This is a genomic window from Streptomyces sp. NPDC002032 (genome assembly GCF_042890765.1).
Lineage (GTDB): Bacteria > Actinomycetota > Actinomycetes > Streptomycetales > Streptomycetaceae > Streptomyces.
In genome coordinates, this window is sequence record NZ_JBIASM010000002.1 from 634103 (window position 1) to 648973 (window position 14871).

Consider the following 14871-nt stretch of genomic DNA (forward strand, 5'->3'; position numbering starts at 1 on the left):
GAAGGCCGCAGGCGGTGGCCGCCGTCCCCACGAGGGGCGGCGGCCACCCGCGCCGGGCGGCCGACTGCAGTGCTCGTCTACCTCATACGGCGGCTGTTCAACGTCGCCGCCACGCTGCTGGTGGTCTCCGTGGTCACCTTCGGCATCTTCTTCGCGGTCCCGAAGCTGACCGGCAGCGATCCCGCGCTCATGTACGCCGGACGCGAGACCAACGAGACCGCCCTGGCGGGCATCCGCGTCAAGATGGGCTTCGACAAGCCGATCTCCGAGCAGTACCTGCTCTTCGTCAAGGGAATCTTCGCCGGCCGCGACTACGACGGCGGCACGGGCGTCACCCACTGCGCCGCCCCGTGCTTCGGTTACTCCTTCAAGACCGAGGCGCCCGTCTGGCAGACCATGATGGACCGCATCCCCGTCACCCTCTCGCTCGCCCTCGGCGCGGCGGTCATCTGGGTGCTCGCGGGCGTGGCCACCGGCGTCGTCTCCGCGCTCAAACGCAGGACCGCCATCGACCGGACGGTGATGGTCGGCGCGCTCGCCGGCGTCTCCCTGCCGATCTTCTTCACCGGCATGGTCGCCCCGGCGATCTTCGTCTACAGCCTCGGCTGGCTGAACGTCTCCAACTACAAACCCCTGACCGAGGATCCACTGGCCTGGCTCAACAGCCTGCTGCTGCCCTGGATCACCCTCGCCTTCCTCTTCGCCGCGACCTACGCGCGCATCACCCGGGCGACCATGCTGGAGGTCCTCGGCGAGGACTACATCCGCACGGCCCGGGCCAAGGGACTCAAGGAGGGCGTGGTCATCCGCAAGCACGCCCTGCGCTCCACCCTCACCCCGATCGTCACCATGTTCGGCCTGGACCTCGGCGGCCTCCTCGGAGGTGCGGTGCTCACCGAGACCACGTTCAACTTCCAGGGCCTGGGGACGGCGGCCGTCGCCGCCATCAGCCAGGGCGACCTCCCCGTGATCATGGGAGTCACCCTGCTCGCCGCGCTCTTCGTGGTGATGGCCAACCTGATCGTGGACCTGCTGTACGTCGTCATCGACCCGCGCGTGAGGCTGACGTGACCGAGAACCAGAACAACGGCGCGCCCGCCTTCGTGCCCGAGCAGGCAGGCCCGGCCGACGGGGCTGCCTTCCTCTCGGTGCGCGACCTGCGGGTCCACTTCCCGACCGACGACGGCCTGGTCAAGTCCGTCGACGGCCTCTCCTTCGACCTGCAGCGCGGCAAGACCCTCGGCATCGTGGGCGAGTCGGGCTCCGGCAAGTCGGTCACCTCGCTGGCGATCATGGGCCTGCACCGCACCGGCAACGCGCGCAGCCGCCCGCACATCTCGGGCGAGGTGGTGCTCGACGGCGAGGACCTGGTCGCGGCCGACGCCGACCGCGTACGGCGCCTGCGCGGACGCAAGATGGCGATGGTCTTCCAGGACCCGCTGTCCGCGATGCACCCGTACTACTCGGTGGGCAAGCAGATCGTCGAGGCGTACCGGACGCACCACGACGTCGACAAGAAGAAGGCCCGCATCCGCGCGATCGAGATGCTCGACCGCGTCGGCATCCCGGAGCCGCACCAGCGGGTGGACGCCTACCCGCACGAGTTCTCCGGCGGCATGCGCCAGCGCGCGATGATCGCGATGGCGCTGGTCAACAACCCGGAGCTGCTCATCGCGGACGAGCCGACCACGGCTCTGGACGTCACCGTCCAGGCGCAGATCCTCGACCTGATCCGGGACCTCCAGAAGGAGTTCGGGTCCGCGGTCATCATGATCACGCACGACCTCGGCGTGGTCGCCGAGATGGCCGACGACATCCTCGTGATGTACGGCGGCCGGTGCGTCGAGCGCGGCACCGCCGAGAAGGTCTTCTACGGCCCCCGGCACCCCTACACCTGGGGCCTGCTGGGCTCCATGCCGCGCATCGACCGCGACCAGACCGAGCGGCTGATCCCGGTCAAGGGCTCGCCGCCCAGCCTCATCAACATCCCGAGCGGCTGCGCGTTCAACCCGCGGTGCCCCTACGCGGACATCCCCAAGGGCGGCATCACCCGGACCCTGCGTCCCGAGCTGACCCAGGACGAGAGCCTGCACTGGTCCGCCTGCCACATGTCGCAGGAGGAGCGGACCCGGATCTGGACCGAAGAGATTGCGCCGAAGCTGTGAGCGAGACCGTGACCGAGACGCCCGAGACGCCCGAGACACCTGAGGCGGACCACGGGGACGCGCTGCTGAAGGTGACCGGGCTGGTCAAGCACTTCCCCCTCAGCAAGGGGCTGCTGCGCCGCCAGGCCGGGGCCGTCAAGGCCGTGGACGGCATCGACTTCGAGGTCCGGCGGGGCGAGACCCTCGGCATCGTCGGCGAGTCCGGTTGCGGCAAGTCCACGATGGGCCGGCTCATCACCCGGCTGCTCGAACCGACCGGCGGGAAGATCGAGTTCGAGGGCAGGGACATCACGCACCTGGGCGTGTCCGGCATGCGCCCGCTGCGCCGCGACGTGCAGATGATCTTCCAGGACCCGTACGGCTCGCTGAACCCGAGGCACACCGTCGGCACGATCGTCGGGGCGCCGTTCCGGCTCCAGAAGGTCACCCCCGAGGGCGGTGTGAAGGCGGAGGTGCAGCGGCTGCTGTCGCTGGTCGGGCTGAACCCCGAGCACTTCAACCGCTACCCGCACGAGTTCTCGGGCGGCCAGCGCCAGCGCATCGGCATCGCGCGGGCGCTCGCCCTCAAGCCGAAGCTGGTCGTCGCGGACGAGCCGGTGTCGGCGCTGGACGTGTCGATCCAGGCGCAGGTGGTGAACCTGCTGGACGACCTCCAGGAGGAGCTCGGCCTGACGTACGTGATCATCGCGCACGACCTGTCGGTCATCCGGCACGTCTCGGACCGCATCGCGGTGATGTACCTCGGCAAGATCGTGGAGCTGGCCGACCGCACGTCGCTGTACGGGGCCCCGATGCATCCGTACACGACGGCCCTGATGTCGGCGGTGCCGGTACCGGACCCGAGGCGGCGCGGCGCGAAGAGCGGCCGCATCCTGCTGAAGGGCGACGTGCCCTCGCCGATCTCCCCGCCGGCCGGCTGCCGCTTCCACACGCGGTGCTGGAAGGCGACGGAGATGTGCACGAAGGTGGACCCGCCGCTGGTGGCCCTGAAGACCGGGCACCAGGTGGCGTGCCACCACCCGGAGAACGCCCCCGACCAGGCGCCGGGCGACCCGGCGCTGCCGGGCGCGGCGGACGCGGTGGACGCGGTCGCGCCGTAGCCCCGGCCGGGCGCAGTGACGCGGGGGGTGGTGGGCCGGAGTAGCGGCCGCCCCACCACCCCCCGACCCGGCCCGGAGGCCAAGATCCAGCCCGGCCGGCGGGTGATCCCGCCGGGGGCGCAATCCAGCCTCGCCGGCGTTCGAGGCGCGGGGGTCCGGGGCGGAGTCCCCGGGGGGCCGGCCCCGCCGGTCCGTCCTGCCGGGCTGCGGCCCGAGGGGCTGTCGCGCGCCGGGCCCGGCTCCGCCGTACCGTGCGGCCGGCGGAGCCGGCCGGCGGAGCCACCCCCGGCGGCGGGCGACAATGTCGGGGTGCTCCACGATCTCTTCCCGCCCGACGTCCAGCACGCCCTGGACCTCGCGGGCATCTTCGTCTTCGCCACGGCCGGCGCCCTGCTCGCCGTACGCAAGAACTTCGACGTGTTCGGCATCGCCGTCCTCGCCCTCGTCACCGCCCTCGGCGGCGGCCTCTTCCGCGACCTGGTGATCGGCGCCGTGCCGCCCGCCGCCTTCGGCGAGCTCAGCTTCTTCGTCACGCCCCTGGTGGCCGCCGCGCTGGTCTTCTTCCTGCACCCCGAGGTGCAGCGGATCAACCGGGCGATCAACGTCTTCGACGCCGCCGGCCTCGCCCTGTTCTGCGTCACCGGCACGACCAAGGCCTACGAGTACGGCCTGGGCCTGACCGCGTCCGCCGCGCTCGGCCTGGCCACGGCCGTCGGCGGCGGCGTGCTGCGCGACGTCCTCGTCAACGAGGTGCCCTCGCTGCTGCGCGACCGCGAGATGTACGCCGTCCCGGCGATGGCCGGCGCCTCGATGGTGGCCGTGTTCATCGGGCTCGGCGTGCTCAACGCCGTGACGACCGGCGTCGCCATCGTCACCACCTTCGTGCTGCGCCTGCTCGCGATGCGCTACCACTGGCGGGCCCCCCTGGCCTGGAACCGCCGGTCCGCCGTGGCCGAAGAGCCCTAGTAAAAGCTACCGCTCAGTAGCTTAGCGGTGTACCGTCGAGCCATGTCATACGCAGCTGCCCAGGCCACCATCGGCGACAGCGAGTTCGACCGCGACACCACCATCGCCCCCCGCGCGGGCGAGCCCGGGGTGTACGACGCGGAGCTCTCCGCCGGCTGGACGATCATCACCGCCGTCAACGGCGGATACCTGCTGGCCCTGGTCGGCCGGGCCCTGTCGGCAGCCCTGCCGCACCCGGACCCCTTCACCGTCTCCGCCCACTACCTGACCTCCTCGGTGCCCGGCCCCGCCGTGATCCGCACCCAGGTCGTCCGGGCCGGCCGGAACCTCTCGACCGGCCAGGCCTCCCTGTTCCAGTTCGACGAGACCGGCGCCGAGGTCGAGCGCATCCGCGTCCTCGCCTCGTACGGGGACCTCGCGGCCCTCCCGGACTCGGTGCACACCGTGGCGCGGCCGCCCGTCATGCCCGCCTACGAGGACTGCCTCGGGCCCGAGGCCGGCCCGGCCCCGATCCCCGGCAGCTCCGCCATCGTCGACCGGCTCCGGCTGCGGCTGGACCCGGCGACGGCCGGCTGGGCGGTCGGCGCGCCCTCGGGCAAGGGGGAGATGCGCGCCTGGTTCGGGCTGGCCGACGGCCGCGACGCCGATCCGCTGTCGCTGCTGCTCGCGGTGGACGCGCTCCCGCCGACGGCCTTCGACCTCGGCCTGGTGGGCTGGGCCCCGACCGTGGAGCTCACCACCCACGTCCGCCGCCGCCCGGCCCCCGGGCCGCTGCGGGTGGCCATCGTCACCCGCAACCTGGCCGGGGGCTTCCTGGAGGAGGACGCCGAGGTCTGGGACTCCACGGACCACCTGGTGGCCCAGTCCCGCCAACTGGCCCGCGCCCCGCGCCCGTAGCCGCCCGCCCCGGCCCGCCCCCACCCGCCCCCACCCGGCCCCGCCCGGTCCGCGACGCCGTCCCGGCCGGGTCCCGGAGCCGGGGCGCGGGCCCGGAGCGGCGGCCCCGCGGGCGGCCCGGGCGGCCGCCCGCACGGGCCCCGCGTACCGCGGGGAACCCGCGGGCCGCGGGGACTCGTAGAATCGGGGGATCATGGCCTACCTCGACCACGCCGCGACCACGCCGATGCTGCCGGAAGCCGCTGCGGCGATGACCGCGCAGTTCGCCGCCACGGGTAACGCGTCCTCCCTGCACGCCGCCGGCCGCCGGGCCCGCCGCACCGTCGAGGAGGCCCGCGAGTCCTTCGCCGAGGCCCTCGGCGCCCGCCCGAGCGAGGTGGTCTTCACCGCGGGCGGCACCGAGGCGGACAACCTCGCCGTCAAGGGCCTGTACTGGGCCCGCCGCGACGCCGATCCCGCCCGCACCCGCATCCTCGCGAGCCCCGTCGAGCACCACGCCGTCCTCGACGCCGTGCACTGGCTCGCCGAGCACGAGGGGGCGCGGGTGGAGTACCTGCCCGTGGACCGCTACGGGCGCGTCCACCCCGAGGTCTTCCGCGAAGCGGTCGAGCGGGCTCCCGAGGACGTGGCCCTGGCCACCGTCATGTGGGCCAACAACGAGATCGGCACCGTCCTGCCGGTCCGCGAACTGGCCGCCATCGCGCGCGAGTTCGCCATCCCGATGCACTCCGACGCCGTGCAGGCCCTCGGCCAGCTCGACGTCCGCTTCGGCGACAGCGGCCTCGCCGCCATGACCGTCAGCGGGCACAAGATCGGCGGGCCGTACGGGATCGGCGCGCTGCTGCTGGGCCGCGACCAGAGCCCCGTCCCCGTCCTGCACGGCGGCGGGCAGGAGCGGCACGTCCGCTCGGGCACCCTCGACGTCCCGGCCATCGCCGCCTTCGCCGTCGCGGCGGTGCTCGCCGCCGAACGGCGCGAGACCTTCGCCGCGGAGGTCGGCGCCCTGCGCGACGACCTCGTCCGCGCCGTCCTGGCGGCCGTCCCCGACGCCGTCCTCGGCGGTGACCCGGACGACCGGCTCCCCGCCAACGCCCACTTCAGCTTCCCCGGCTGCGAGGGCGACTCCCTGCTGCTGCTCCTGGACGCGCAGGGCATCGAATGCTCCACCGGCTCCGCCTGCACCGCGGGCGTCGCCCAGCCCAGCCACGTCCTGCTCGCGACGGGCACCGACCCGCAGCTCGCCCGGGGCACCCTGCGGTTCTCCCTCGGCCACACCTCCACGAAGGAGGACGTCGCCGCGGTGGCCGCCGCCATCGGCCCGGCGGTGGACCGCGCCCGCACGGCGGGCCTCAGCTAGGGGGTGTCAGCCCGCCGGGCTCTGCGTGGGCTTCGGCGCGGGGGCCGGCGCCGCGAGCTCGGCGCGGACCAGCCCGAGGTAGCGGTCCCAGTCCCAGTGGGGGCCCGGATCCGTGTGGTCGGTGCCCGGTATCTCGGAGTGGGCGAGGAAGTGCCCCCGGTCCGCCGGTATGCCGTAGCGGCGGCAGACATCGGCGGCCAGCCGCGCCGAGGCCGCGTACATGGCGTCCGTGAAGTCCTGCGGACGGTCCACGAACCCCTCGTGCTCGATGCCGACGCTGCGCTCGTTCATGGCGCGATTGCCGGAGTGGAAGGCCACGTCCAGCTCGCGCACCATCTGCTCCACATGGCCGTCCTTGCGGACTATGTAGTGCGCCGACGCCTTGTGGAAGGGGTTCTTGAAGGCGTCCACCGAGGACGCGAAGCTGCCCTGGGTGACATGCACCACGATCCGGTCCACCCGGTAGTCATCGGGCCGGTCCGCCATCCGCCAGTTCGCCGGGGACGCCGCGGTCCAGCTCGCCCCCGCGTGGTCCAGCTCGCCCTCCTTGCGGGGCTTGCTCACCCCCGGCAGCAGCCACCAGGCCCGGCCGATCTCCTCCCGGCCCGCGAGCGCGGCCACCGCGAGCACCCCGAGCCCGCCGAAGAGCACCGCCCGCCGGGTCCGGCGCGCGCCCCCCTTGCCCGGATTCCCCGGGTCCTCCTTGCCCTGCCGACCCCGCTCCACCACGTGATCCACCCCCCACAGGCGATAACGCGCCGTACCCCCGCGCGGTTCCCCGTACCCTGGACGGTGCTATGACTGAGAACCTGCCGCGCACCGCCCGCCCCCTTCGCGTCCTGGCCGCCATGTCCGGCGGTGTGGACTCCGCCGTCGCCGCCGCCCGCGCGGTCGAAGCCGGGCACGACGTCACCGGCGTCCACCTGGCGCTCTCCGCGAACCCGCAGTCCTTCCGGACCGGCGCCCGGGGCTGCTGCACCATCGAGGACTCCCGCGACGCCCGCCGCGCCGCCGACGTCATCGGCATCCCGTTCTACGTCTGGGACCTCGCCGAGCGCTTCCGCGAGGACGTCGTCGAGGACTTCGTCTCCGAGTACGAGGCCGGCCGCACCCCGAACCCGTGCCTGCGCTGCAACGAGAAGATCAAGTTCGCGGCGCTCCTCGACAAGGCCCTCGCCCTCGGCTTCGACGCCGTCTGCACCGGCCACTACGCCACCGTCGTCCTCAACGAGGACGGCACCCGCGAGCTGCACCGCGCCTCGGACATGGCCAAGGACCAGTCCTACGTCCTCGGCGTCCTCGACGAGAAGCAGCTCGCCCACGCCCTCTTCCCGCTCGGTGACACCCTCACCACCAAGGAAGAGATCCGCGCCGAGGCCGAGGCGCGGGGCCTGGCCGTCGCGAAGAAGCCCGACAGCCACGACATCTGCTTCATCGCCGACGGCGACACCCAGGGCTTCCTCGCGGACCGCCTCGGCAAGGCCGAGGGCGACATCGTCGACGAGACGGGCGAGAAGGTCGGCACCCACGAGGGCGCCTTCGGCTTCACCATCGGCCAGCGCAAGGGCCTGCGCATCGGCCACCCGGCGCCCGACGGCAAGCCGCGCTACGTCCTCGACATCTCCCCGGTGAACAACACCGTCACCGTGGGCCCCGTCGAGGCCCTCGACGTCAGCGCCCTCACCGCGATCCGCCCCCGCTGGTGCGGCTCCACCCCCGCCGCCCCCGGCACCTACACCGCGCAGCTGCGTGCCCACGGCGGCGAGAGCGAGGTCTTCGCCGAGATGGTGGACGGCGAGCTGCGGGTGCGCTTCACGGAGCCCGTCCGCGGCGTGGCCCCCGGCCAGGCGATCGTCCTCTACGACGGCACCCGGGTGCTCGGCTCCGCCACCATCGCCACGACCACGCGGGCCGCCGCCGCGGTCTGATCCGGGAAGGCCTGCCAGGGCGTATCCGCCCTAGACCACCGTCAGGACGATCTTGCCGGTGGTACGGCCGCGCTCGCCGATCTCGTGGGCCTTGGCCGCCTGCTCCAGCGGCAGCACCGTGTCGATCAGCGGCCGCAACCGGCCGTCCTCGACCAGGGCGGCGATCGCGGCCATGCCCTGCCGGTCCGGCTCCACCAGCACCGAGCTGACCCGCACCCCGTCGGCGTCCGGGTCCACGCCCTCGACGCCGGCGATCGTGACCAGGTGGCCGCCCGGCTTCAGCACCTTCACCGAGCGCCGTCCGTAGTCCCCGCCGATGGTGTCCAGGACCACGTCCACGTCCCGCAGCGCCTCGGAGAAGTCGGTGCTCCGGTAGTCGATCAGCTCGTCCGCGCCCAGCTCGCGCAGCAGCTCGTGCTTGGCGGCGCTGGCGGTGCCGATCACGTACGCGCCGCGCGCCTTGGCGATCTGGACCGCGAGGTGGCCCACCCCGCCGGCCGCCGCGTGCACCAGCACCCGCTGCCCCGGCCGCACGTCGGCGGTGTCCACCAGGCTCTGCCAGGCCGTGAGCGCCGCCAGCGGCAGCGCGGCCGCCGCCACGTGGTCCAGGGCCCCGGGCTTGCGTACGAACTGCCGGGCCGGCGCGGTGACGTACTCGGCGTAACCACTCGCCTGCCTGGGGAAGCGCGGCATGCCGAAGACCTCGTCACCCGGCTCGAAGACCGTCACGCCCGCGCCCACGGCCTCCACGGTGCCGGACACGTCCCAGCCGACCACGGGCACCGCGTCCCAGGCGATGAGCGCGCCGGACCCCCGGACCTTCCAGTCGACCGGGTTCACACCCGCGGCGTGCACCCGGACCAGGATCTCGGTGGGCCCGGGCTCGGGCCGGTCGATCTCGGTCTCGACGAGGACCTCGGGTCCGCCCCACTGGCTGACGACGACGGCGCGCATGGATGTCTCCTTGGAACTGTTTGCTGTGTCACCCCCCGGGTTCCGGAAGGTGAGACCAGCTTCCGGCCCGGGAGCCGCTCGTGGTGTTGGCCGAACAGTCACCATGTGACAGGATCTGGCCATGCCCGCTTTGCATCGAATCGCCGTACTCGCCCTCGACGGCGTCGCCCCCTTCGAGCTCGGCATGCCCTCCAGGGTCTTCGGGAACGCCCGCGCCGGGGACGGCGGCGCCCTCTACGAGGTCACCGTCTGCACCGCGGACGGCCTCCCCGTCGCCAGCGACGCGGGCTTCACCATCGGCGTCACGGCCGGCCCCGAGGCGCTCGCCGCGGCCGACACCGTGATCATCCCGCCCGCCCACGCCATGCCCGGACTGCTGCGCGGCGAACCCCTGCCGCCGGCCCTCGTCGACGCCCTCGCCCACATCCGGCCCGGCACCCGGACCGTGTCCATCTGCACCGGCTCCGAGGTCCTCGCCGCCGCCGGACTCCTCGACGGGCGGCGCGCCACCACGCACTGGGCGCACGCCCCGGAGTTCCAGCGCGCCTTCCCGCGCGTCCTGCTCGACGAGGACGTCCTCTTCGTCGACGACGGCGACGTCCTCACCTCGGCGGGCGTCGCCGCCGGCATCGACCTGTGCCTCTACCTGATCCGCGCCGACCACGGCACCGCCGTCGCCAACCGCGCCGCCCGCCTGTGCGTCGTACCGCCGTGGCGCGACGGCGGCCAGGCCCAGTACATCGACCGGCCCGTCCCCGAACCCACCGTCGCCACCACCACCGCCACCCGCGCCTGGGCCCTGGAGCGCCTCGCCGAGCCGGTCACCCTCGCCGAGCTCGCCGACCACGCCCGGATGAGTCTGCGCACCTTCACCCGCCGCTTCCGCGACGAGGTCGGCATGACCCCGGTCCAGTGGCTCACCGTCCAGCGCCTGGAACTGGCCCGCCACCTGCTGGAGTCCAGCGACCTGCCGGTGGACCTGGTCGCGCACCGGGCCGGCTTCGGCTCGGGCAACTCCCTGCGCCAGCACATGAGGGCCTCGCTCGGCCTCTCGCCGATCGCCTACCGGCGCACCTTCCGCCCCGCCCCCGCGCGGGCATGACCTCCGGGGTCATCGCCGCCGCGGCCGCCCCCTGACATGATCGCCGCAACGGCCCGCACCACGGGGCCCGCCGACACGACAGGGGAGTACACCGTGACCGCCTACGCCATAGCCCACCTGCGCCCCGTCTCGATGAACGAGGACATCCTCCGGTACATCGAGACCATGCAGTCGACGCTGGACCCCTTCGAGGGCCGGTTCCTCGTGCACGGCGCGGAGGTGGAGGTCCTGGAGGGTCCCTTCCCCGGCACCGTCGTCGTCATCGGCTTCCCCGACATGGACCGGGCCCGCGCCTGGTACGCCTCCGACGCCTACCAGGCCATCCTCCCGCTGCGCACGGACCACATCCCCGCCGAGGTCCTCCTCGTCGAAGGGGTCCCGGCCGACTACGACGCGGCGGCGACCGCCGCGGCCCTGCGTGCGGCCGCACTCTGAGGCACCGCGCCGGGGTGCGAGCATGGGCGGTATGGCTACTCACCTGATCACCGGTGCCGGATCCGGCATCGGCGCCGCCGTCGCGGCCCGCCTGCACGCGCGCGGCGACGACATCGTCCTCCTGGCCCGCGACGCCGCGCGCGGCAAGCAGCTCGTCGAACGCTTCCCCGGCGCCGGAGTGCTCGTCGGGGACCTCGCGGACCCCGACCGGCTCTCCTGGGCCTTCTCCAAGCAGGCCGTCCCCGAGCGGATCGACTCCCTCCTGCACATCGCGGGGATCGTCGACCTCGGACCCGTCGCGGACCTGCGCCCCAAGACCTGGCACCAGCAGCTCAACGTCAACCTCATCGCCCCCGCCGAGGTCACCCGGCTGCTGCTGCCCACCCTGCGCGCATCCAAGGCCACCGTCGTCTTCGTGAACTCCGGAGCCGGCCTCGCCGCGCACGCCGACTGGAGCGCCTACGCCGCCTCCAAGCACGGCCTCAAGGCCCTCGCCGACTCCCTGCGCGCCGAGGAGAAGCCGAACGGCATCCGCGTCACCTCCGTCTACCCGGGCCGCACCGCCAGCCCCATGCAGGCCAAGGTGCACTCCCAGGAGGGCAAGGAGTACGACCCCGCCCACTGGATCGACCCCGAATCGGTGGCGACCACCGTCGTCATGGCCGTCGACCTCCCGCGCGACGCCGAGGTCAACGACCTGACCGTGCGGCCGGGCCGATGAGCGCGAGCGCCACCGGCGTCGGCTCGCTGCCCGGCGGGGACGCCCGCGAGGCCGCCAAGACCGTCACCGGCTCCTTCGAGGAGTTCCCGTACCTGCCCGAACTGCCCGCGCGCGGACCCGGCGCCGACATGATCGGCCGCTCGCTCGGCCTGCTCGTCGACCTGTACGCGCACGTCGAGCCCAGCGGCTGGCGCATCAGCGACCGTCCCGGCCGCGACACCCGGCGCGCCCGCTCCTGGCTCGGCGAGGACCTCGACGCCCTGGAGGAGTTCACCCAGGGGTACACCGGCCGGCTCAAGGTCCAGGCCGTCGGCCCGTGGACCCTGGCCGCCGCCCTGGAACTGCACGGCGGCGAAGCCCTGCTCCAGGACCCGGGAGCCTGCCGCGACCTCGCCGGATCCCTCGCCGAGGGCGTGCGCGAGCACCTGGCCGACGTCCGCAGGCGCATCCCCGGCGCCGAGATCGTCCTCCAGTACGACGAACCCTCGCTCACCGCCGTCCTGCTCGGCCGGGTCCGCTCCGCCAGCGGCTACCGCACCTACCGGGCCGTCGACCGGCAGGTCGTCGAATCCGCGCTCCGGGAGCTCTTCGCCGTCCACGACGGGGAGGTCATCGTGCACTCCTGCGCCCCCGAGGTCCCCTTCGCGCTGCTGCGCCGGGCCGGCGCGACGGGTGTCTCGTTCGATTTCTCCTTGCTCACCGAGCGCGAGGACGACGCCATCGGCGAGGCGGTCGAAGGCGGCACGAAACTCTTCGCCGGAGTGGTACCCGGCGTCGACGGCCCGTTGTCGGACCCGGGCGGTAGCGTCATGGGTGTCAGGAAGCTCTGGCGCAGGCTGGGGCTGTCCCCGGGGGCTCTCGCCGAGTCCGTCGTGGTCACCCCCTCGTGCGGGCTGGCGGGCGCCTCGCCCGCCTACGCGCGCGCGGTGCAGGCGCACTGCGTCAGAGCGGCGAGGTCGCTCGCCGACAACCCTGAGTGACGGTCGAGACGGGCCACGGGAGGACACGGCATGGCAGCCGAACAGCAGGACACGGCAGTACCGGCGGCGGTGCGCGAGCAGCACCAGCTGCTCGCCGAGCAGGTCGAGGAGCACCGCTTCCGGTACTACGTGAACGACCAGCCGGTCGTCAGCGACGCCGAGTTCGACAAGCTGCTGCGCTCGCTGGAGGCGCTGGAGGAGCAGTACCCGCAGCTGCGCACCCCCGATTCGCCCACCCAGAAGGTGGCGGGGGCGTACGAGACGGACTTCGCCTCCGTCGAGCACCGGGAGCGGATGCTCTCCCTCGACAACGCCTTCGACGACGAGGAACTCGCCGCCTGGGCCGAGCGGGTGGCCCGTGACGCGAACACCTCGGACTACCACTACCTGTGCGAGCTCAAGGTGGACGGCACCGCCGTCAACCTCACCTACGAGAACGGCCGCCTCACCCGCGCCGCGACCCGTGGTGACGGCCGAACCGGCGAGGACGTCACGCCCAACGTCCGCACCATCGCCGGGATCCCGGACCGCCTCAAGGGGGACCGGATCCCGGCCCTCGTCGAGATCCGCGGCGAGGTCTTCTTCCCGATGGAGAAGTTCGAGGAGCTCAACGCGAGACTCGTCGAGGCCGAGGGCAAGCCCTTCGCCAACCCGCGTAACGCCTCGTCCGGTTCGCTGCGGCAGAAGGACCCGAAGGTCACCGCGAGCCGCCCGCTGCACATGGTGGTGCACGGCATCGGCGCCCGCGAGGGCTTCGCGATCGAGCGCCAGTCGCAGGCCTACGAGCTGCTGCACGAGTGGGGGCTGCCCACGGCGCAGCACAACAAGGTGGTCTCCTCGCTCGCCGAGGTCCGCGAGTTCATCGCGTACTTCGGCGAGAACCGGCACTCGGTGGAGCACGAGATCGACGGCGTGGTCGTCAAGCTCGACGAGATCGGCCTCCAGGGCCGGCTCGGCTCCACGGCCCGCGCCCCGCGCTGGGCCATCGCCTGGAAGTACGCGCCCGAGGAGGTCAACACCAAGCTGATCGACATCAAGGTCGGCGTCGGCCGCACCGGGCGCGTCACCCCGTACGCGCAGGTGGAGCCGGTGACGGTGGCGGGCTCCGAGGTGGAGTTCGCGACCCTGCACAACCAGGAGGTCGTCAAGGCCAAGGGCGTGCTCATCGGGGACACCGTCGTGCTGCGCAAGGCCGGCGACGTCATCCCCGAGATCCTCGGGCCGGTGGTCGACCTGCGCGACGGCAGCGAGCGGGAGTTCGTGATGCCCGCCGAGTGCCCCGAGTGCGGTACGGAGCTGCGGCCCATGAAGGAGGGGGACATCGACGTCCGGTGCCCCAACGGCCAGACCTGCCCGGCCCAGTTGCGCGAGCGGCTCTTCTACCTCGGCGGCCGCCAGAGCCTGGACATCGAGAACTTCGGCATGGTCGCCGCGGCCGCGCTCACCGGCCCGCTGGAGCCCGCCGAGCCGCCGCTGCTCGACGAGGGCGACCTCTTCGGCCTGACCATCGAGCAGCTGCTCCCGATCAAGGCGTACGTCCTCGACCCCGACAGCGGGCTGCCCAAGCGGGACCCGAAGACCGGCGAGGAGAAGATCGTCACGGTCTTCGCCAACCAGAAGGGCGAGCCGAAGAAGAACGCCCTGGCCATGCTGGAGAACATCGCGGCGGCCAAGGAGCGCCCGCTCGCCCGCATCATCAACGGCCTGTCGATCCGGCACGTCGGCCCGGTCGCGGCCGAGGCCCTCGCCCGCGAGTTCCGTTCGATCGAGCGCATCGAGCAGGCCACCGAGGAGGAGCTGACCGCCACCGAGGGCGTCGGGGCGATCATCGCCGCCTCCCTCAAGGAGTGGTTCGCCGTCGACTGGCACCAGGAGATCCTGCGCAAGTGGCGCGAGGCCGGCGTGCGGATGGAGGAGGAAGGTTCCGGCGAGGAGGTGGGGCCGCGGCCGCTGGAGGGGCTGACCGTCGTCGTCACCGGCACCCTGCAGAGCCACACCCGGGACGGCGCCAAGGAGGCCCTGCAGAGCCGCGGGGCCAAGGTGACCGGATCGGTGTCGAAGAAGACCTCCTTCGTCGTCGTCGGCGACAACCCCGGCTCCAAGTACGACAAGGCGGTGCAGCTGAAACTGGCCGTCCTCGACGACGCCGGATTCGCGGTCCTGCTCGAACAGGGCCCGGACGCGGCCCGCGAGGCGGCCCTCCCCCTGGACGGCGACGGCGGGGCCGAGTAGTAATCGGGTGACCGCCGCGGGGGCGGCCCGCGGG

General features: G+C 73.0%; 14 protein-coding genes. 12 read left to right on the forward strand and 2 right to left on the reverse strand.

The features are described from left to right. Positions 1–69: 69 nt before the first annotated feature. From ACFYYT_RS06995 to ACFYYT_RS07020, 6 genes are all read left to right on the forward strand, one after another. The gene (locus tag ACFYYT_RS06995; RefSeq protein WP_351826418.1) at positions 70–1071 is read left to right on the forward strand and encodes an ABC transporter permease; all 1002 of its coding nucleotides are present in this window, start codon (positions 70–72) and stop codon (positions 1069–1071) included. A 32-nt stretch (positions 1072–1103) separates the two neighbouring features. Continuing rightward, positions 1104–2165, forward strand: coding sequence for an ABC transporter ATP-binding protein (locus ACFYYT_RS07000; RefSeq protein ID WP_351826427.1), 1062 nt, complete (start codon positions 1104–1106; stop codon positions 2163–2165). Next, positions 2162–3265: an ABC transporter ATP-binding protein gene (locus ACFYYT_RS07005; protein ID WP_385318932.1), complete on the forward strand. Its 1104-nt coding sequence runs from the start codon at positions 2162–2164 to the stop codon at positions 3263–3265. The genes ACFYYT_RS07000 and ACFYYT_RS07005 overlap by 4 nt, the downstream gene beginning before the upstream one ends. A 309-nt stretch (positions 3266–3574) precedes the next feature. Then, positions 3575–4231 carry a trimeric intracellular cation channel family protein gene (locus ACFYYT_RS07010; protein ID WP_351826419.1) on the forward strand — a complete coding sequence of 219 codons (657 nt, stop codon included), beginning with the start codon at positions 3575–3577 and terminating at the stop codon, positions 4229–4231. Positions 4232–4273: 42 nt separating this feature from the next. After that, positions 4274–5128, forward strand: a complete 855-nt coding sequence (locus tag ACFYYT_RS07015) for a thioesterase family protein (RefSeq protein WP_351826420.1) — start codon at positions 4274–4276, stop codon at positions 5126–5128. 193 nt (positions 5129–5321) lie between these two features. After that, entirely contained in the window at positions 5322–6485 is a 1164-nt protein-coding gene (locus ACFYYT_RS07020; protein WP_351825024.1) for a cysteine desulfurase family protein, read from the forward strand. A 6-nt stretch (positions 6486–6491) separates the two neighbouring features. Here the strand turns inward: ACFYYT_RS07020 and ACFYYT_RS07025 are convergent, their stop codons facing one another. Beyond that, positions 6492–7223 (reverse strand): N-acetylmuramoyl-L-alanine amidase, encoded by a 732-nt coding sequence (locus tag ACFYYT_RS07025; protein ID WP_388607075.1) that lies wholly within the window; start codon positions 7221–7223, stop codon positions 6492–6494. A gap of 59 nt (positions 7224–7282) precedes the next feature. Between ACFYYT_RS07025 and mnmA the strand changes: the two genes are divergently transcribed. Further along, on the forward strand, positions 7283–8413 hold the full coding sequence (gene mnmA, locus ACFYYT_RS07030; protein WP_351825021.1) for a tRNA 2-thiouridine(34) synthase MnmA: 1131 nt from the start codon (positions 7283–7285) through the stop codon (positions 8411–8413). Between the two features lie 30 nt (positions 8414–8443). Here mnmA and ACFYYT_RS07035 read toward each other — a convergent pair whose 3' ends face one another. Beyond that, positions 8444–9367 (reverse strand): NADP-dependent oxidoreductase, encoded by a 924-nt coding sequence (locus ACFYYT_RS07035; protein ID WP_351825018.1) that lies wholly within the window; start codon positions 9365–9367, stop codon positions 8444–8446. Between the two features lie 121 nt (positions 9368–9488). Between ACFYYT_RS07035 and ACFYYT_RS07040 the strand changes: the two genes are divergently transcribed. The 5 genes from ACFYYT_RS07040 to ligA all read left to right on the forward strand — a co-directional run bounded on the left by ACFYYT_RS07040 (position 9489) and on the right by ligA (position 14837). After that, positions 9489–10469, forward strand: a complete 981-nt coding sequence (locus ACFYYT_RS07040; RefSeq protein ID WP_351825015.1) for a helix-turn-helix domain-containing protein — start codon at positions 9489–9491, stop codon at positions 10467–10469. Between the two features lie 93 nt (positions 10470–10562). Then, positions 10563–10904 carry a DUF1330 domain-containing protein gene (locus ACFYYT_RS07045; RefSeq protein ID WP_351825036.1) on the forward strand — a complete coding sequence of 114 codons (342 nt, stop codon included), beginning with the start codon at positions 10563–10565 and terminating at the stop codon, positions 10902–10904. A gap of 31 nt (positions 10905–10935) precedes the next feature. After that, entirely contained in the window at positions 10936–11625 is a 690-nt protein-coding gene (locus ACFYYT_RS07050) for an SDR family oxidoreductase (protein WP_351825012.1), read from the forward strand. Then, positions 11622–12605 (forward strand): methionine synthase, encoded by a 984-nt coding sequence (locus ACFYYT_RS07055; RefSeq protein WP_351825009.1) that lies wholly within the window; start codon positions 11622–11624, stop codon positions 12603–12605. The genes ACFYYT_RS07050 and ACFYYT_RS07055 overlap by 4 nt, the downstream gene beginning before the upstream one ends. A 30-nt stretch (positions 12606–12635) precedes the next feature. Beyond that, positions 12636–14837 carry an NAD-dependent DNA ligase LigA gene (gene ligA / locus ACFYYT_RS07060; protein ID WP_351825006.1) on the forward strand — a complete coding sequence of 734 codons (2202 nt, stop codon included), beginning with the start codon at positions 12636–12638 and terminating at the stop codon, positions 14835–14837. Positions 14838–14871: the final 34 nt, after the last annotated feature.